Annotated in this window: 15 protein-coding genes; 5 read left to right on the plus strand and 10 right to left on the minus strand. The window is 66.0% G+C overall.

What is annotated here, in order from left to right:
* Nucleotides 1–676 precede the first annotated feature (676 nt).
* The 7 genes from GD628_RS09655 to GD628_RS09685 form a co-directional block, all read right to left on the minus strand.
* Nucleotides 677–1,819 carry an ABC transporter substrate-binding protein gene (locus tag GD628_RS09655; RefSeq protein ID WP_152274548.1) on the minus strand — a complete coding sequence of 381 codons (1,143 nt, stop codon included), beginning with the start codon at nucleotides 1,817–1,819 and terminating at the stop codon, nucleotides 677–679.
* A gap of 73 nt (nucleotides 1,820–1,892) precedes the next feature.
* Nucleotides 1,893–2,744, minus strand: a complete 852-nt coding sequence (locus tag GD628_RS09660; RefSeq protein WP_152274549.1) for an ABC transporter permease — start codon at nucleotides 2,742–2,744, stop codon at nucleotides 1,893–1,895.
* Nucleotides 2,741–3,595 carry an ABC transporter ATP-binding protein gene (locus GD628_RS09665; protein ID WP_152274550.1) on the minus strand — a complete coding sequence of 285 codons (855 nt, stop codon included), beginning with the start codon at nucleotides 3,593–3,595 and terminating at the stop codon, nucleotides 2,741–2,743. Before GD628_RS09665 ends, GD628_RS09660 begins: the two co-directional genes overlap by 4 nt.
* A complete protein-coding gene (locus GD628_RS09670) occupies nucleotides 3,592–4,482 on the minus strand; it encodes an ABC transporter permease (RefSeq protein WP_152274551.1) in 891 nt (296 codons plus the stop codon). Before GD628_RS09670 ends, GD628_RS09665 begins: the two co-directional genes overlap by 4 nt.
* Nucleotides 4,479–5,495 (minus strand): TIGR03842 family LLM class F420-dependent oxidoreductase, encoded by a 1,017-nt coding sequence (locus GD628_RS09675; RefSeq protein WP_152274552.1) that lies wholly within the window; start codon nucleotides 5,493–5,495, stop codon nucleotides 4,479–4,481. Before GD628_RS09675 ends, GD628_RS09670 begins: the two co-directional genes overlap by 4 nt.
* Before the next feature lie 8 nt (nucleotides 5,496–5,503).
* Entirely contained in the window at nucleotides 5,504–6,925 is a 1,422-nt protein-coding gene (hydA, locus tag GD628_RS09680) for a dihydropyrimidinase (protein WP_152274553.1), read from the minus strand.
* Between the two features lie 36 nt (nucleotides 6,926–6,961).
* Nucleotides 6,962–7,810: a nitrilase-related carbon-nitrogen hydrolase gene (locus GD628_RS09685; protein ID WP_091604470.1), complete on the minus strand. Its 849-nt coding sequence runs from the start codon at nucleotides 7,808–7,810 to the stop codon at nucleotides 6,962–6,964.
* Nucleotides 7,811–8,148: 338 nt separating this feature from the next.
* Here GD628_RS09685 and GD628_RS09690 point away from each other — a divergent pair, with 338 nt between their 5' ends.
* The 3 genes from GD628_RS09690 to GD628_RS09700 are packed head-to-tail and all read left to right on the plus strand — an operon-like array spanning nucleotide 8,149 to nucleotide 11,010.
* A complete protein-coding gene (locus tag GD628_RS09690; RefSeq protein WP_152274554.1) occupies nucleotides 8,149–9,171 on the plus strand; it encodes a putative F420-0 ABC transporter substrate-binding protein in 1,023 nt (340 codons plus the stop codon).
* On the plus strand, nucleotides 9,164–10,219 hold the full coding sequence (locus GD628_RS09695; RefSeq protein ID WP_425546169.1) for a putative F420-0 ABC transporter permease subunit: 1,056 nt from the start codon (nucleotides 9,164–9,166) through the stop codon (nucleotides 10,217–10,219). The genes GD628_RS09690 and GD628_RS09695 overlap by 8 nt, the downstream gene beginning before the upstream one ends.
* Nucleotides 10,216–11,010, plus strand: coding sequence for an ABC transporter ATP-binding protein (locus tag GD628_RS09700; protein ID WP_091604461.1), 795 nt, complete (start codon nucleotides 10,216–10,218; stop codon nucleotides 11,008–11,010). The genes GD628_RS09695 and GD628_RS09700 overlap by 4 nt, the downstream gene beginning before the upstream one ends.
* 60 nt (nucleotides 11,011–11,070) lie before the next feature.
* Here the strand turns inward: GD628_RS09700 and GD628_RS09705 are convergent, their stop codons facing one another.
* From GD628_RS09705 to hisS, 3 genes are all read right to left on the minus strand, one after another.
* A complete protein-coding gene (locus GD628_RS09705) occupies nucleotides 11,071–12,003 on the minus strand; it encodes a coenzyme F420-0:L-glutamate ligase (RefSeq protein ID WP_152274618.1) in 933 nt (310 codons plus the stop codon).
* On the minus strand, nucleotides 12,000–13,004 hold the full coding sequence (locus tag GD628_RS09710) for a TIGR03557 family F420-dependent LLM class oxidoreductase (protein WP_152274555.1): 1,005 nt from the start codon (nucleotides 13,002–13,004) through the stop codon (nucleotides 12,000–12,002). Before GD628_RS09710 ends, GD628_RS09705 begins: the two co-directional genes overlap by 4 nt.
* Before the next feature lie 63 nt (nucleotides 13,005–13,067).
* Nucleotides 13,068–14,411 carry a histidine--tRNA ligase gene (gene hisS / locus GD628_RS09715; protein ID WP_152274556.1) on the minus strand — a complete coding sequence of 448 codons (1,344 nt, stop codon included), beginning with the start codon at nucleotides 14,409–14,411 and terminating at the stop codon, nucleotides 13,068–13,070.
* A gap of 196 nt (nucleotides 14,412–14,607) precedes the next feature.
* Between hisS and GD628_RS09720 the strand changes: the two genes are divergently transcribed.
* Nucleotides 14,608–15,372, plus strand: a complete 765-nt coding sequence (locus GD628_RS09720) for a peptidylprolyl isomerase (RefSeq protein WP_152274557.1) — start codon at nucleotides 14,608–14,610, stop codon at nucleotides 15,370–15,372.
* Nucleotides 15,373–15,425: 53 nt separating this feature from the next.
* Entirely contained in the window at nucleotides 15,426–16,856 is a 1,431-nt protein-coding gene (locus tag GD628_RS09725; protein ID WP_226802463.1) for a DUF349 domain-containing protein, read from the plus strand.
* Nucleotides 16,857–16,861 lie beyond the last annotated feature (5 nt).

Genomic DNA, 16,861 nt, shown 5'->3' on the forward strand with positions numbered 1-16,861 from the left:
CGGCCTTCCGTTCTTCTCGGACAAGTAAGAGGTCGTAGCAGCTGCAACTGCCACGGTGGCTGACAGTGTGAGCGATTCGCCGTCGTTCGATTATCAAAGGAGGCAGCATGAGTAAGAAGGCTCGGTTCACCTTCAGGGGCGTGGAGTAGGGAAGCAGACTCTGAATCCGACGATGTTGTGGCTCACCTCGCCATAGACGATGTCTACCAAGTGGTCGTTTGGGTACCCGTACCACGCCATGAATTACCATAGCTCTGCATGCGTGCATCCCTGCGAAATGTCAAGAATCAAACTAGTGTGAATTAGATTTCCTTTACAGCATTTGCGTACTTTGAGACGAAATCGACTCTCGTCTCCAAGTTAGCAATATACGTTTCCACGTACCTGCTCCCTTTCAAGTGGGCACGCTCGGACGTGCCCGTACCGGTCCTTCACCGCACCAACGCTCCGGATATACCCGGAACCCAACGATCCAGCTTTTGGAGTCGCATATACCCCGCCCGCATTGATTCGCGGTGAGGGGAGCCCAAACGCGACACCTTCTACCCTGGGACCTCCCGGTCCAGCCCGCACTGCAAAACGGCCCCGGCCGGCACACCGCCATCAGTCCGAACAATTCAACGGTCCACGAAAGGAAGCAGCGCGCCGGCCAGGACGGAACGCAATCAAACCGGGGTCAGTTACCTCCGGGCTGGAGCTCAACCTCAAGGGGTGCAAAGTCCGCCCCCTTGGTGTCAACGCCTTCCTCTTCCAGCTCGGCCAGTGCCTCCTCCACGTACTCGTTGGTCCAGGTCGTGGCGGGTGGCTCTTCGCTGATGATCGTTGCACCGGTCTCGTTCTTGGTGCCGAGGGCGATGTCCACGGTCTGTTCCCACGCAGCTTCATCGATCAGGCCGACGCCGTTGGTCGACGGCCAGATCAGCTTGGACGTCTCGTTGGTCATCCAGAGCTGGTGGCTCGTGCCCAGCGTGGACCCGGCCCCGGTGACGATCTCCGCCGCTTCCTCGGGGTTGTCCTTCGCGTACGCCCAGCCCTTGATGGCCGCCTTGATGAAGGCGACTGTGGTTTTCTGGTATTCCTCGTCATCCTCCAGCCGCTGGGTATCCGCCCAGATGGCGTCCTGGAGCATCGCGGTGCCCTCCTCGTTCCAGTCGATGACCGTGAGGTCCTCCGGCTGGTAGAGCTCTCCGGTGTCCGGGTTCTCCGTCTCCAGCACCTGAGCATATTCGTTGTACGTCATGGCCTGCGCTGCATCGATGTCCCCGGCGAGGAAACCGTTCATATCGAAGGCCTGCTGGATCAGTTCAATGTCATCGATTTCGACGCCGGCCTGCTGCATACCGGCAAACAGCTCCCATTCGTTGCCGTAGCCCCAGGACCCAACCTTCTTGCCGGCGAGGTCCTCCGGACCGTCAATGCCCGCGTCCGCCATGGCCACCTGCAGGGTGGCACTGCGTTCGAAGATCTGCGCCACGTTGGTGATCGCTGCGCCCTGCTCAATGGAGCCGAGGACCTTGGGAACCCAGGAGATGGCGTAGTCGGCGTCTCCGGAAGCCAGGACATCCTGCGGAACAATGTCCGCACCGCCTTCCAGGATTTCGACGTCGAGGCCCTCCTCCTCGAAGAAGCCCTGGTCCAGCGCGGCGTAGTAGCCGGCGAACTGGGCCTGGGCAAACCACTGCAGCTGCAGCTTCACCGGGGTGAGCTCGTCGGCAGCGGCAGAGCCGTCCCCGGAATCCCCGCCGCAGCCGGCCAGCGCGAGGGCGGTGACTGCCAGGCCGGAGGCGAGGATGGTGAGCGGTTTCCTTTGTGTGTTCATGTGCTTCCCCTCATACGGGCGGTTGGTGCGGACGAAGTGGTGCGGGTGGAACATCTAAGGCACGGCGCCGGATTCAGGAGCCGCCGGTGTGCCTGGAGAAGTACTTCTCCAGGGCTGCGGTCACCGCGTAGAACAGCAGCCCCAGCAGGACGGCGCCCAGCACGTAGGCCCAGGCCAGCGTGTAATTACTGCTCGACGCCGCAGAGGTCACCGACTTGCCAAGGCCGCCTACCGGCCCGCCGAAGTACTCGGCAATCAGCGCCGACACGACGGCCAGCGAGGACGCGATCCGCAGGCCCGTGAACATGTACGGCACGGCGCTGGGCAGGGTGACGCTGCGGGTAATCTGCCATTTCCCTGCGGCGTAGGAACGCATCAGGTCCCGGTGCACGGGCTTTACCTGCCGGAAACCGCGCAGCGAATTGACGTAGACGGGGATGAAGACGGCGATGCCGGCCACGACCTGCCGGGTAGCCTGCTGGTCCGCGCCAAACATGGTGTAGAGCACCGGAGCCAGCGCCACGATCGGAATGACGGAGAGTGCCACTACCACCGGTGCGGCGAGCCGGTCCAGGGCCGGGACGGCTGCGGCCGCCACAGCGGCAGCAACCCCCAGCACGGCTCCAAGCACCAGCCCGACGGCGGCGTTCACCCCGGTGACGACGGCGGCGCCCATGACGTTCGCGACGTTGTCGGCGAAGGATTCCACGATCGCCAGCGGCCCCGGGACGATGAATGGCTCGATTTCCAGCACCCAGACGACGCCCTGCCAGAGGATCAGCGCTGCGGCCCCGAGCAGCAGCGGAGCGGCGATGTGGTGGCCGAGTCCGGAGAACCGTCCCGGATCGATTCCGGCTGCTCCGCGGGTTTCCGGCGGCACTCCCGCTGCAGGCGCGGCGGGCGGGTCCTGGACGATCCCGCTCATCGGGTTTCTGCTCCCCGGACCGCCGCCGGCTCAGACCCGTGCAGGGCCTCGCGCACTGAACGGATCGCGTCGTAGAAAGAAGTTTCCTCGCGCAGTCCCGCACCGCGGGCGCCGGCCGTACCAAGAGTAATGTCCACGATCTCTCGGATCTCGCCCGGCCGCGGCGACATCACCACCACCCGGTCGGAAAGGAACACGGCCTCCGGGATTGAGTGCGTAACGAACACGACGGCACAGCCCGTCTCGGCACAGATGCGGATCAGTTCGTTCTGCATCCTCTCCCGAGTCATCTCATCCAGCGCTCCGAACGGCTCATCCATCAGCAGCAGCTTCGGGGACTCGGCCAGGGACCTGGCGATGGCCACCCGCTGCTGCATGCCGCCGGAGAGCTGGTCCGGGTAGTGCCCGCCGAACTCGGAGAGTCCCACCATGTCCAGCAGGTCATCGGTCCGCGCCCGTCGGGCCGCAGGAGCGGCGCCGTGGGTTTGCAGCGGCAGCTCGATGTTGCCGCGCACGGTTCGCCAGGGCAGCAGCCCTGCCTGCTGGAACGCAATGCCGTAGTCCTGGTCCAGCCGTGCCTGACGTGTGCTTTTGCCAAAAACGCTGATGCTTCCGGTTGTGGGCGAATCAAGGTCCGCCACCAGGCGCATCAGGGTGCTCTTGCCGCAGCCTGAGGGTCCGATCAGGGAAACGAACTCCCCCTCCGCGATGCTCAGGCTGACGTCCCGCAGGGCCTGGACCGGGCTGCGCGGGGAACCAAAGACGCGGTGGACGCCGGCCACGTGGACCGCGGGGACAGGAACCGCTCCCCCGCCCTCCGGCGTCGTTAGTGAATCGGTTCTGCCATTCATGCTGCCTGCTCTCCTCTGCGGTAACGGCGCAGCAGTGCGCCGATCAAAGCAACGAATCCCACCGCGGCCAGGCCCAGCAGCACGGCTCCGAAGATTGGTGCCCAGGGCTTGCCCGGATCACCTCCCGCGGCGGCGGCGAATTCGACGATCATGCGGCCAATGCCGCCTCGGAGGCCAATGGAAACCTCCGCCACCACCGCGCCAATCACCGCGTTCGCGGCAGCAAGGCGCAAGGCGGGCAGCAGGTAGGGCACGCTCGCCGGCAGGCGAAGCCGCAGGAACGTCTGCCACCACCCGAGGGCGTAGGTGCGCATGAGGTCCTCATGCGCCTTCTCCGGCGCACCGAAGCCGCGCAGGGCACCAATCGCCACCGGAAAGAACGCCAGGTATGCGGAGATGACGGCCACGGACATCCAGTTCTCCCAGATGAACGGACCGAATTCGAGCTGCGAGCCCCACCGCCGTACCAACGGAGCAATGGCGATCAGCGGCACCGTCTGGCTCAGGATGATCCAGGGCAGCAGCGCCGAGTTGGCGCTGCGGAAGCGCTGCATCAGCATGGCCAGTCCCAGCCCCACGGCGACGCCGAGTAGCCAGCCGGCCCCCGCGATGCCCAGCGTGAAGCCGGCTGCCTGAAGGACCGCCAGCCACATGGGTCCGGCGCCCGAGGCGGAGGATTCCGGTGCCAGCAGCCGCTCGAGCATGGTCCAGACATGCGGCATGGCCAGGTCCGTGGTCCGGGGCAGCAGCGGCACGCCGCCGACGCTGACCCCGGACGCAGGGCCAACAGCCTTGTACGCCTCCCAGAGAAGGACCGGCAGCAGCACCCCGCCGATCCCCCACGCGACCGCGGAAGGGCGCCGCCGCCGTCGTGATTCGGTTTTCATGCCTTCGCAGCCACGTGGTCCCGCAGGGCGGGAATCACCGTCTCCCCGTAGACGCGCAAGGTTTCCTCCTTGTTGTCATGCTGGAGGTATCCGGCGAACTGGGTGACGCCCAGGGCCTTGAGTTTCTCGAGCTTTTCCATGTGCTCTTCGGCGGTGCCCAGGATGCAGAACCGGTCCACGATGTCGTCCGGCACAAAGTCGGCGTGGGTGTTTCCGGCCCGGCCGTGCTCGTTGTAGTCGTAGCCCTGGCGTCCGGCAATGTAGTCGGTCAGCGCCTGCGGAACGGAGGAATCCGAACCGTATTTGGACACGATGTCCGCCACGTGGTTGCCCACCATGCCGCCGAACCAGCGGCACTGGTTGCGCATGTGCTCCCGGTCCGTGCCGATGTACATGGGCGCTGCCACGCAGAAGGAGATGCTGTCCGGGTCCCGGCCGGCGTTGACCGCTGCCTGCCGGACGGTGCGGATCATCCATTCGGCAATGTCCACGTCCGCCAGCTGGAGGATGAACCCGTCCCCCACCTCTCCGGTGAGTTTCAGCGCCAGCGGCCCGTAGGCCGCCACCCAGATTTCCAGCTCGGACCCCTTGCTCCAGGGAAACTGGAGCGTAGCGCCGTTGTATTCGACCGGGCGGGAGTTCGCCAGTTCGCGGATCACGTGGATCGCCTGGCGAAGGGTTTTTAGCGTGGTGGGCGCACCGTTGGTCACCCGCACCGCTGAGTCTCCGCGGCCGATCCCGCACACCGTCCGATTCCCGTACATCTGGTTCAGCGTGGCGTACGTGGACGCCGTCACCGTCCAGTCCCGGGTGGCCGGATTCGTGACCATGGGCCCCACCTTGATGGACCGGGTTTCGGCCAGTATCTGGCTGTAGATCACGTAGGGTTCCTGCCAGAGCAGGTGCGAGTCGAAGGTCCAGACGTAGTCGAACCCGTGTTCCTCGGCTTTCTTTGCCAGTGCCACCGTCCGCTGGGCGGGAGGATCACACTGCAGAACAGCTCCAAATTCCATGTTTTCCCCTAGACCAGGTACTGGCTGGTTGCGCGGCGGACGTACTGTCCGTGGCCCTTGCTGCCCAGATACTCGTTGTTGTTGACGACCACCCGGCCGCGGGACATCACCGTGTCCACATGGCCCTCGATCTCATAGCCCTCCCAGGCCGAGTAGTCCATGTTCATGTGGTGGGTCTTTTCCACCCCAATGGAGGTGTGGCCGTTCGGGTCGTAGATCACGACGTCGGCATCAGCTCCGGGGGCGATCACACCCTTGGTGCCGTACATGCCGAACATGCGTGCCGGAGTCGTGCTGGTGATTTCCACCCAGCGTTCAAGGCTGATCTTCCCGTCCACGACTCCCTGGTACATCAGGTCCATCCGGTGCTCCACCGAACCGATGCCGTTGGGGATCTTGGAGAAGTCCCCAACGCCCATGTCCTTCTGGCCCTTCATACAGAAGGGACAGTGGTCCGTGGCCACCATCTGGATGTCATTGGTGCGCAGCGACTGCCACATGTGGTCCTGGTGGTGCTCATGCTTGGACCGCAGGGGTGTGGAGCAGACCCATTTGGCGCCTTCAAACCCTTCGGCACCAAGCTGGTCCTCCAGCGAGAGGTAAAGGTACTGCGGACACGTTTCGCCGAAGACGTTCTGTCCGTTGTCCCGGGCCGCCGCCAGCTGCTCCACCGCCTGCTTGGCTGACACGTGGACCACGTAGAGCGGGGCGCCGGTGAGGTTGGCGAGCATGATGGCCCGGTGCGTGGCTTCCTCCTCCATCTGCCAGGCGCGTGCAACGCCGTGGTAGTAGGGATCGGTTTTGCCCTGGGCCAGGAGGTCGGCAACCATCGCGTCAATGGCCGGACCGTTCTCTGCGTGCATCATGGTCATCAGCCCGGTCTCGGCTCCGACGCGCATGGCCTTGTAGATCTGCGCGTCATCGCTGTAGAAGACACCGGGGTAGGCCATGAAGAGCTTGTAGCTGGACACACCTTCGTCCGGCAAGGCTTCCATCGCCTTGAGCGAGTCATCATTGACGTCGCCGATGATCTGGTGGAAGCCGTAGTCGACGGCGCACTGTCCGGCGGCCTTCTCGTGCCAGGCCGCGAGGCCGTCCATCACGCGTTCGCCGTACCGCTGGATCGCGAAGTCCACGATGGTGGTGGTTCCGCCCCAGGCCGCTGCCCGGGTGCCGGTCTCGAACGTGTCTGAGGCTTCGGTGCCGCCGAAGGGCATTTGCATGTGAGTGTGAGCGTCGATCCCGCCTGGAATCACGTATTTGCCGGTGGCGTCCAGGACGGTGTCCACCGAGCCGGCCAGGTCGTGCCCCAGCAGGGTGGAGCCCGGTGCCAGGACCGCCGCGATTTTCTCTCCGTCCACCAGGACATCCGCAGCGCTGCGGCCGGTGGCGGTGACGACGGTGCCACCGGAGATCAGTGTTGTTGCCATAAAGCGTTTCCTTGCCTTCCTCTTCGTTCTCCGGGCTTACGGTGCCGTGATGGGGTTGTAGGCGTCCGGACGCCGGTCCCGGTAGAACTGCCAGTTGTTCCGTGCGGTGCGGACAAGGTCCATGTCCAGGTCACGGATCATCAGCTCTTCGCCGTCACGGGCTCCGACCTCACCCACGTAGTTGCCCTGCGGATCAGCGATGTAGGAGGTGCCGTAGAAATCCACTGCTTCCTCGCCGAATTCATTGGTTTCCTCCCCTACCCGGTTGGGGACCACCACGAAGTAGCCGTTGGCAGCCGCGGCGGTGGGCTGCTCAAGTTCCCAGAGGCGATTGGAGAGTCCGGGCTTGGAGGCGTTCGGGTTGAAGACCAGCTGGGCACCGTTCAGGCCCAGGACCCGCCAGCCTTCGGGAAAATGCCTGTCATAACAGATGGTGACGCCGACTTTGCCCACTGCCGTGTCGAAGACCGGCCAGCCGAGGTTTCCCGGACGGAAATAGAACTTCTCCCAGAACTTCTCCACATGGGGAATGTGGTTCTTCCGGTATTTGCCCAGATACGTTCCGTCAGCGTCGATTACCGCAGCCGTGTTGTAGTAGACGCCGGGCTGCTCTTCCTCGTAGACGGGAAGGATAATCACCATGTTGTGCTCTGCGGCCAGTTTGGAAAACCGTTCAGTCAGCGGACCCGGAACAGCCTGGGCGTACTCGTAGTACTTGCTGTCCTGGACAATTCCGAAATACGGCCCGTGGAAGAGTTCCTGGAAACAGATAACCTGCGCGCCTTCCGCTGCAGCGCGGCGGACAAAGTCCTCATGCTTGGCAACCATGGACTCCTCGTCCCCGGTCCAGGTGGTCTGCGTCAGTGCGGTTCGAACGATCGTCAAAACATCCTCCACAATCCGGCGGCCAAGCCGCCCGTTTCGCAAAAAGGCCGCATGGGCTTTTCATCATCTTTTGGGCTAAACATTTCTCCTGCGTTTCGGAGGCATTAAAGCTGCGGTACAGCTCCGTTCTCCGTGCCCGACATCCTTGGCTACGAAGGCGAGTTCTGCAAGAGTGTAGAAATCGCCGCCGGTGCGCTTTCTGCCCGGCAGGCGGCAACCGTTTACCGGCCCGATTGGCCGGGGATCAGCAGGCCTTGATTTGGGCCCAGCCGCACCTTTTCCGCGGGCACGGCAGTCCGCGGAACCACCGCCCGGATCACTTCTCCCTGCGAGGTTCTATGACTCCCCCGTTCCCTGTTTCATCCGGTTTCCTGCGCCCGGCCGCGGTTGCCGCCCTCACCGTCCTGGCCCTGACCGGCTGCGCCGGCGCGTCCCAGGACCCCGCCCAAGCCCAAAGCCCCGAGGCCACGGCCTCCAATACCGCGGATCCAGGATTCCCGCTGGAGCTGGACAACTGCGGCACCGAAGTCTCGCTGGACGCTCCCCCGGAGCGCGTGGTGACCATCAAGTCCACCTCCACCGAGTTGCTCCTGGCCCTGGGTTTGGGCGAAAAGATTGTTGGCACCGCCTTCTCTGACGGCCCGGTGCCCGATGCCTGGACCGGTTCGCCGGTTCCGCCGGTCCTGGCCGAAAAGGTGCCCTCCCGGGAGTCGATCCTGGCGCTCGCTCCGGACCTGGTCTTCGCCGGCTGGGAATCGAACTTCTCCGCCGACGGGGCGGGCGAACGTGCGCAGCTCGCAGACCTGGGCGTGGCGAGCTACGTATCACCGGCCGCCTGTATGGAAGATGGGTACCGGCCCAGCCCGCTGACGTTCGACGACGTTTTTGCCTCCATCGAAGAAGCCGGGGAACTGTTCGGGGCAGCCGGCGCGGCAGCGGAACTGGTGGAGGCACAGCGGGCCGAGCTCGAGGCGCTCTCCCCGTCCGGCAAGGGGTACAGCGCCCTCTGGTACAGCTCCGGGTCCGACACCCCCTATGTGGGGGCCGGCAGCGGTGCCCCCGCCCTGCTGATGGAATCCGCCGGGCTGGAGAACATAGCATCCGGGATCGATGCGGGATGGACACCCTACTCCTGGGAGGCCGTTGCCGAGGCGGACCCTGACGTCATTGTGCTCGTCGATTCCGCCTGGGGAAGTGTGGAGAAGAAGAAGGCCGTGCTGGAGTCCCACCCAGTGATGTCCCAGCTTCGGGCCGTCCGGGACGCCCACTACCTGGTGGTTCCCTTCGCCGCCTCCGAAGCAGGGGTGCGCAATGTGGAAACCGTACGCTCCCTCACCGAACAGCTGGCCGCCCTTGACTGACACCCTCGCCCGCCCCGGGGCCCCCGCCGCCGAACGTCCCGCGCGGCCTCCGCGCTCCCGCGCCTGGCTGGTAGGTGCCGCCCTGGCAGTGGGACTGCTGGCTGCCGGACTCTGGGCGCTCACGGTGGGACCTGCCGGTCTGGGGGTGAAGGAGGCGTGGCTGGCGCTGGCTAGTCCGGGCAGCGGATCCCTGACACCGCTGCAGGAAGCTATCGTGCGGGACCTCAGGCTGCCCCGCGTGCTGACGGCTGCGGCGGTCGGTGCCGGCCTGGCCCTCAGCGGCGCGGTGATCCAGGCGCTGACCCGCAATCCGCTGGCCGACCCCTACCTGCTGGGTTTGAGCTCCGGAGCCAGTTTGGGGGCGGTGACGGTGCTGCTGCTGGGCGCCGCCGTCGTGCTTCCCGTCGCGGCGTTCGCCGGGGCCATGCTGGCGATGGCCGCAACGCTCGCTTTGGCCGGTGCCCTGGGCTGCATCACGCCCACCCGAACCGTGCTGGCGGGGCTGGCGGTGTCTTCCCTGGCCGCAGCCGCCGCGTCTTTCGTGGTGTTTTGGACCGCACAGGGCGATTCCTACCGTGAAGTCCTCGGCTGGCTGATGGGGTCCCTGGCCGGCGCCACCTGGTCCAGCACCGCGATCGCCCTCCCGGCACTCGCCGCCGTCGGGATTCCGCTGATGTTCTGCGGCCGTATCCTGGACGCTTTCTCCTTCGGTGACACCGCCGCTTCCGCGCTGGGCGTGCCCGTCCCTGCCGTGCGGTGGACGCTGCTGGGAGCCACCGCCCTGCTGACCGGCGCCATGGTCTCCGTGAGCGGATCCATCGGGTTCGTGGGGCTGGTCCTGCCGCACGCGGTGCGGATGCTGGCCGGGGCCTCCAGCCGTTCGCTGTTGCCGCTCTCCGCCCTGGCCGGGGCACTGTTCCTCGTCCTGGCTGACACCGCGGCGCGGACTGTGTTTGATCCCCGGGAGATTCCGGTGGGAATCGTGACGGCGCTGATTGGGGCACCGTTCTTTATCCTGCTGCTGCTCCGCCGCAGGAGCGGCGCATGAGGGCCGGCACCGCCGTAGCCGCCGGCGTTTCAGCGGAGCGGGTGCGGCTGGTCCGCAGCGGCCGTGTGCTGGTGGACGGCGTCGACTGCACCCTTGAGCCCGGTACCTTTACCGGGCTGCTTGGCCCCAACGGCGCAGGAAAATCCACGCTGCTTCATGTGCTGGCCGGAGTCCTGAATCCCGACGCCGGAACGGTACGGCTGCGGGACCGGCCACTTTCAAGCACCAGGGCACGGGAACGGGCGCGAAGCATCGCGCTGGTGGAACAGTCCCTGCCGGGCGAGACATCCCAGCGGGTCCGCGAGGTGGCAGCCCTTGGCCGGACGCCGCACCGCAGCCTGCTGGCCGGGGACAGCCGCCGAGACCTGGACGTCGTGGAGAATTCCCTGGCGGCAGCCGGGGTGCTCCGCCTAGCGGAGCGATCCTACTCCACGCTTTCCGGGGGTGAGCAGCAGCGGGTGCAGCTGGCACGGGCGCTGGCGCAGGAACCTGAGGTGCTCCTGCTGGATGAGCCCACCAACCACCTGGATGCCTCGGCCCAGCTTGAAACCCTTGGACTGCTGGAGAAGCTTGCTGCGGAGGGGACGGCCGTGGCCGCAGCGCTGCATGACATCAACCATGCAGCGGCAGCGTGTTCGCACCTGATCGTGCTCAGCGGCGGAAGGGTCGTTGCCTCCGGCCCGGCGGGGTCGGTCCTGACGCCGGAGCTGATCCAGCGCGTCTACGGGGTTCGGGCTGAGCTGCTGCGGCATCCGCTGACGGGACGGCCGCTGATTGCTCTGGCCCGGTAGGGGCGGCAGCTGCCACGGCGGTCCCAGCCGGGATCAGCACCATGCGGAAGTCCCGTGGCCTCAGCGGGAACCCGTGCTGCGGGTCCGGCGGCGCGCTTCGGCAGCGGCTGCGGCATATCCGGCGGCGTACCCGTCCTCGTAGCCGGCCGCATGCCCGTCGTCATAGCCGGCGTTGTAACCCGTCTTGGTCCCGGAGCGGCGCCCGTCTTCAAAGGCCTCCGCGCTGCCGCGCCGGAACATGTCTTCCCCGGCGGGACGCAGCAAAGCCTTCGCCCCCGGGTCCTTGTCCATGCCGCCCACTGTGACCAGCGTCTCGAGGCCGCGGACCAGCGCAACCGGCAGTCCGGCAGTCTTTCCCTTGACCAGATCCGCAGCGGCAGCGATCTCATCGGCCACCGCGGACACCGTGGCGGTCATCGGCCGGCCGGAGGCATCCGGGGTGCCGCGCAGGTCCAGCAGGACGGTCAGCCCTGCGGCGCCAATCGCGGCATCCGTCTGTCCCTGCCGCCAGGGGCGTCCCAGCGTGTCCGTAATAACGACGCCGATGTCCACGCCGAAGTCCTGCTTGAGCCGGCGGCAGATGGCCCGCGCCGAGGCATCCGGGTCCTCCGGGAGCAGGAGCACCGTCCCGTCCTCGGTGTTGGATGCGTCCACGCCGGCTGCGGCTGCGACGATGCCGAGCCGGTTCTCTACGATCCTTGTGGTCCCGCCGGCGTGCTCGCGGCTGGCAACCACCCGCACCGTCTCCTGCTCAACCGCAGCGTCACGGTCGGCGGCGGGCATGGTGCGGCCTTCAGCTTTGGAGACAACTTTTGAAGTCACCGCCAGGATGTCTCCGCTGCGCAGGTCCTTTCCGCAGGCCCGTCCAATGAGGCCCGCCAGGTCATCGCCGGAACGAATCTCTCCGATTCCTTCTACGGGCGTGATGACCAGCCGGGTGGTTGGCGCGGTAATTCGGTCCGAAGATTCAGTCAGGAAGTGGTCCAGTATCATCGATGCAGCTCCGGCAGCACCGACGTGCCAAAAACGTCGATCCATTCGCGCTGGTTCCGCCCCACATTGTGGAGGTACACGCGGTCGAATCCGAGGTCGAGGAATTTCTGGATGTACGCGCGGTGCACGTCCGGGTCCTCGGAGATCAGCAGCCTGCCCTCGAAATCCTCGGGACGGACCAGCCGCGCCATCTGCTCCAGCTCGAAGGGCGAGCGGATATCCGCCTTGGGGAACTTCATGCCGCCGTTGGGCCATTCGGTCATGGCGTTGGCGAGGGCCTCCTCGTAGGTGGGGGCCCAGCTCATGTGCAGCTGCAGGACCTTGGGCATCGTGTCCGGATCCTTGCCGGCCTCGCGGGCACCGGCGTCGAACTTCGCGAAGAGGCCCTCGATCTTCTCCAGCGGCGCGCCCACGGTGATGAGGCCGTCGGCATGCCGTCCGGCACGCTTGGCGGTTACCGGCCCTGCGGTGGCGACGAGGATTTCCGGAGCAACTTCCGGCATGGTCCACAGGCGGGTGGATTCCATCTTGTAGAACGTGCCGCTGTGGCGGACGTCCTTGCCGGCCAGGGACGCGGCGAAGAGCTTGGAAATGATCTCGATCGCCTCGAACATCCGGTTGATCCGCTCCGGGGCCTCTGGCCAGTACTGCGCCGTGACGTGCTCGTTCAGCGCCTCACCGGAACCCAGGCCCAGCCAGTGCCGGCCCGGGTACATGGCTGCCAGGGTTGCGGAGGCCTGCGCGACCATGGCGGGATGCCAGCGGAAGGTCGGAGCGGTCACACCCGGCCCGAGGTCCCCCCTGGTCCGCTCCCCCAGTGCCGAGAGCACGTTCCAGACGAAGGCCGACTGGCCCTGCGCCGGAACCCACGGCTGGAAGTGGTCTGCCGCCATGACACCGGAGAAGCCGCGCTCCTCCGCGTACGCAGACAGCGCAACCGCTTCGCTGGGGTGGAACTGCTCGAGCATGGCCGCATAGCCGATCCGCAACGGGGTTTTCATGCAGCCACTATAGGCCAGCCGCATGCCGCTATCGGAGAACGGCGTGTTTCAGCCGTGCAACATTTAGCCGCGCGCGCTGACCTGCGGAAGAAGGTCCTCTGCCGGGGGCGTCCACACCGCCGGATCCGCCTGCACCTGGTCTCCGGAACGGATGTCCTTCACCTCATGCGTTCCGTCTTCGGAGGTGAACCAGACAAAGGGAATGCCGCGGCGGTCGGCGTACTTGATCTGCTTTCCGAACTTCTCTGCCTTCGCAGCAACCTCGACGGCGATGCCGCGTCCGCGCAGCGCTGCGGCGACGTCCTGCGCCGCAGACCATGAATCGTCGTCGGCAAGGGTCACCAGGACGGCGGTGGGAACCGAGCGGCTGGCTTCAGCGAATTCCTGGCTGAGGATCCGCATCACCAGGCGGGTGACGCCAATGGAGAGCCCGACGCCGGGGAAGGACCGGCTGCCCTTGGCCGCCAGTGAGTCGTAACGGCCGCCGGAGCAGATGGAGCCGAGCTGTTCGTGGCCCACCAGCACCGTTTCGTAGACCGTGCCGGTGTAATAGTCCAGGCCGCGGGCAATGGAAAGGTCCGCAATGACCTTGCCCGGTGCCCGGCGGGCGGCTTCGGCGATGACCTGCCGCAGTTCCTCCAGGCCGGTGTCCAGCAGTTCGCTGGTGACGCCCAGGGCGCGGACCTGGTCAACGAAGGAGTCGTCCTCGGTGCGGATGGACGCGAGCTTCAATGCCAGGGAAGCCTGCTCGGGCGTGGCGCCCAGCTCTTCCTGCAGCAGCTCGGCCACCCGGTCAGCGCCAACCTTTTCCAGCTTGTCGATGCTGCGCAGCACCCCCGCGGTGTCCTCGAGGCCAATTCCGCGGTAGAAGCCTTCGGCCAGCTTGCGGTTGTTCACCCGGATCCGGAAGTCCGGGATGGGCAGCGCGCCGAGGGCTTCGGCGATGACCAGCGCCAGCTCGACGTCATACCGGAACGGCAGCTCGCCGTCGCCCACCACGTCAATGTCCGCCTGCGTGAACTCGCGGGCGCGGCCTTCCTGCGGGCGTTCGCCGCGCCAGACTTTCTGGATCTGGTAGCGGCGGAAGGGGAACGCCAGGTGACCGGCGTTTTCCACCACGTAGCGCGCGAACGGGACGGTGAGGTCAAAGTGCAGGGCCAGCTGGTTGGGATCCTGCTTTGCCGGGCCTTCCCCCTCCTCGGCCTGCAGCCGGCTCAGCGCGTAGACTTCCTTGTCGATTTCTCCCTTGCGGAGCAGCTGGCCGACGGTCTCCACCGCGCGGGTTTCAATGTTCGCGAAACCGTGCAGTTCAAAGGTGCGGCGCAGCACGTCCAGCACATGGAGTTCAACGAGGCGCTCCTGCGGTAGCCATTCAGGGAAACCGGACAGTGAGGCCTTGCGTGCCATGCGGCAGACTCCTTTGGGATCAGGCGGCCCGCTGCACGGCGCAGTGCAGCGCGCGGCGGGCCAAATACTGGGAAGGCACACAAGTTACGTGCCTAAACTGTGTGCGGCACCCATTTTAGCCGTTTCCGGGCTCCGGACCGCCACCGGAGGCGATCCCGGAACCTATCCGCATTCCCCACCCCCGAGGAGGACGGCAGTGAGAGCCGGCAGCCAGAGCAACCGGACCGCCCGCCAGCGGCTGGCCCGCAAGGAGGCCAAAGAGGCGTTCGCCCGGGAACAGTGGAAACGCCGGCTGAGGGACAATGCGTTCGCCGGGGCAGCCGGAGCGCTGGTCCTGGCCCTGGCCGTCGCCCTGCAGGTCTTCTGGTTCTCGTCGAACCCTACGGCCGATGACCTGGCCGCGCTCAAGCAGGAAGCCAAAGCCGGGCAGAACGCCTCCGCCATCCCGGACCCGTCCCTCGCGGCAGGCAGGACGTTCACCGGGACGCTGGTCCTGAACGGTGCGGACATTGGCGTGGAACTGGACGGCAGCGCAGCCCCGCAGGCAGCTGCCGTGTTCAAGTCCCTGGCCGATTCCTCCTTCTTCGACGGAAAGGACTGCCACCGGCTGACCACCCAGGACACCATGGGCGTTCTGCAGTGCGGTTCCCTGGACGGGACCGGAGCCGGGGATCCGGACTACCAGTGGGGTCCGGTTGAGAACAGCCCGGAAGACGGCACCTACCCTGCAGGCACCATTGCCGTAGCCCGCGGCGCCACCCCCAACTCCCACGGCACGCAGTTCTTCATTGCCTACAAGGACTCCGTAATAACGCAGGAAACCGGCGGGTACACGATAATGGGTAAGGTAACGTCAGGGCTTGAAGTTCTGGAGGCAATAGCCGCCGATGGCGTGGCTGACGGCGGCCGGGACGGAAGGCCTTCAACCCCGGTGACGATAGATTCGTTTACCCTGAAGTAATGGCTCTGCGGGATTCGCTCAGCGGCCATCCATCGAGTGAAAGACTTTTAGCGGTGACAGACAGTCAAAAATCCGACGAAACCACCGGGAACGTTCCGGAAACGCAGCGGCCCTCAGCTCCCAGCCCGGCAGCTTTTGCCGCCCGGCACCCCGTTCCTGCACCGGCTGCAGCCCGTCCCGGAGCAGCAGCCCCGGCGCCCGTAGTGGCAGCCCCCGCCGCCCACACCACTCCGCTGGAAGAAGCCGCGAAATTCGCCCGCGTCGAGGAGGACGGCCACGTCTTCCTGATCGTTGACAGCGAAGAGTTCCCCGTTGGCCAGTACCCCGACGCCACCCGCGAGGAGGCGCTGGGCTACTTCGTGCGCAAGTACGACGACGCCGTCAGCCAGGTCATCCTGCTGGAACAGCGCCTGGCAGCCAAGGCACCGGCCTCGGACATGCACAAGACCCTGAAGCACCTTTCCGCCCAGGTGGCTGAGCGGAAGATGGTGGGCGACGTCAAGGCGCTGGACGCCCGCATTGCAGACCTGCAGGCCGGCATCAAGGCAGCCGAAGCCGCCGAACGCGCCGAAGCCGAGGCCGTCCGTGCGCGTGAACTCGCCGCCCGCGAAGCAATTGTTGCCGAAGCGGAGGAGATTGCCGCCAAGGACCCGGCCAGCATCCAGTGGAAGACCAGCAGCAACCGGATGAACGAGCTGTTCGAAGCGTGGAAGGCCGCGCAGAAGAACGGACCCCGGCTGGGACGCAGCAACGAGGACGCCCTCTGGAAGCGTTTCCGTTCGGCCCGCACGGTCTTCGACCGGCACCGCCGCGCCTACTTCTCCCAGCTGGACAATGAAAACGCCGAGGCCAAGCGGGCAAAGGAAGACCTCATTGCCCGCGCCGAAGCGCTTTCCGACTCCACTGACTGGGGCAACACTGCCGCCGAATACCGCCGGCTCATGGATGAGTGGAAGGCCTCCAAGCGCGCCAGCCGCAAGGACGACGACGCCCTCTGGGCACGGTTCCGTGCCGCACAGGATAAGTTCTTCGCAGCCCGCCAGGCCGCCAACGAGGTGATCGACGAAGAGTTCGCCGCCAACCTGGTGGTCAAGGAAGCCCTCCTCAAGGAAGCACAGGAAATTCTGCCGGTCACGGACCTGAACGCAGCCCGCAAGGCCCTGCAGTCCATCCGCGACCGCTGGGAAGAAGCGGGCAAGGTTCCGCGCGCTGACATGGGCCGCATGGAAGCGGGCATCCGCAAGGTCGAAGAAGCCGTCAAGGCCGCCGAGGACGAGCACTGGCAGCGCAGCAACCCGGAGACGAAGGCCCGCACCAACAGCGCACTGACGCAGCTGGAAGCGGCCATCGCCACCCTGCGCGATGAGCTCGCCGCCGCCGAGAAGGACGGCGACGCCAAGAAAATCGCCAACGCCCGTGAAGCCCTTGAAGCCCGCGAGCAGTGGCTTGAAACCCTGCGCCGTTCAGCCCAGGACTTCTCCTAGCTCCA

Origin of the sequence: Arthrobacter koreensis, assembly GCF_009193255.1 — a bacterium.
GTDB classification, from domain to species: Bacteria; Actinomycetota; Actinomycetes; order Actinomycetales; family Micrococcaceae; genus Arthrobacter_B; species Arthrobacter_B koreensis.

What these genes read in the sequence shown, in the direction of transcription:
- hydA (WP_152274553.1), bottom strand. Translation starts at nt 6,925, where the DNA reads ATGGCAACAACACTGATCTCCGGTGGCACCGTCGTCACCGCCACCGGC.
- GD628_RS09690 (WP_152274554.1), top strand. Translation starts at nt 8,149, where the DNA reads ATGACTCCCCCGTTCCCTGTTTCATCCGGTTTCCTGCGCCCGGCCGCG.
- GD628_RS09700 (WP_091604461.1), top strand. Translation starts at nt 10,216, where the DNA reads ATGAGGGCCGGCACCGCCGTAGCCGCCGGCGTTTCAGCGGAGCGGGTG.
- GD628_RS09675 (WP_152274552.1), bottom strand. Translation starts at nt 5,495, where the DNA reads ATGGAATTTGGAGCTGTTCTGCAGTGTGATCCTCCCGCCCAGCGGACG.
- GD628_RS09705 (WP_152274618.1), bottom strand. Translation starts at nt 12,003, where the DNA reads ATGATACTGGACCACTTCCTGACTGAATCTTCGGACCGAATTACCGCG.
- GD628_RS09655 (WP_152274548.1), bottom strand. Translation starts at nt 1,819, where the DNA reads ATGAACACACAAAGGAAACCGCTCACCATCCTCGCCTCCGGCCTGGCA.
- hisS (WP_152274556.1), bottom strand. Translation starts at nt 14,411, where the DNA reads ATGGCACGCAAGGCCTCACTGTCCGGTTTCCCTGAATGGCTACCGCAG.
- GD628_RS09660 (WP_152274549.1), bottom strand. Translation starts at nt 2,744, where the DNA reads ATGAGCGGGATCGTCCAGGACCCGCCCGCCGCGCCTGCAGCGGGAGTG.
- GD628_RS09665 (WP_152274550.1), bottom strand. Translation starts at nt 3,595, where the DNA reads ATGAATGGCAGAACCGATTCACTAACGACGCCGGAGGGCGGGGGAGCG.
- GD628_RS09670 (WP_152274551.1), bottom strand. Translation starts at nt 4,482, where the DNA reads ATGAAAACCGAATCACGACGGCGGCGGCGCCCTTCCGCGGTCGCGTGG.
- GD628_RS09710 (WP_152274555.1), bottom strand. Translation starts at nt 13,004, where the DNA reads ATGAAAACCCCGTTGCGGATCGGCTATGCGGCCATGCTCGAGCAGTTC.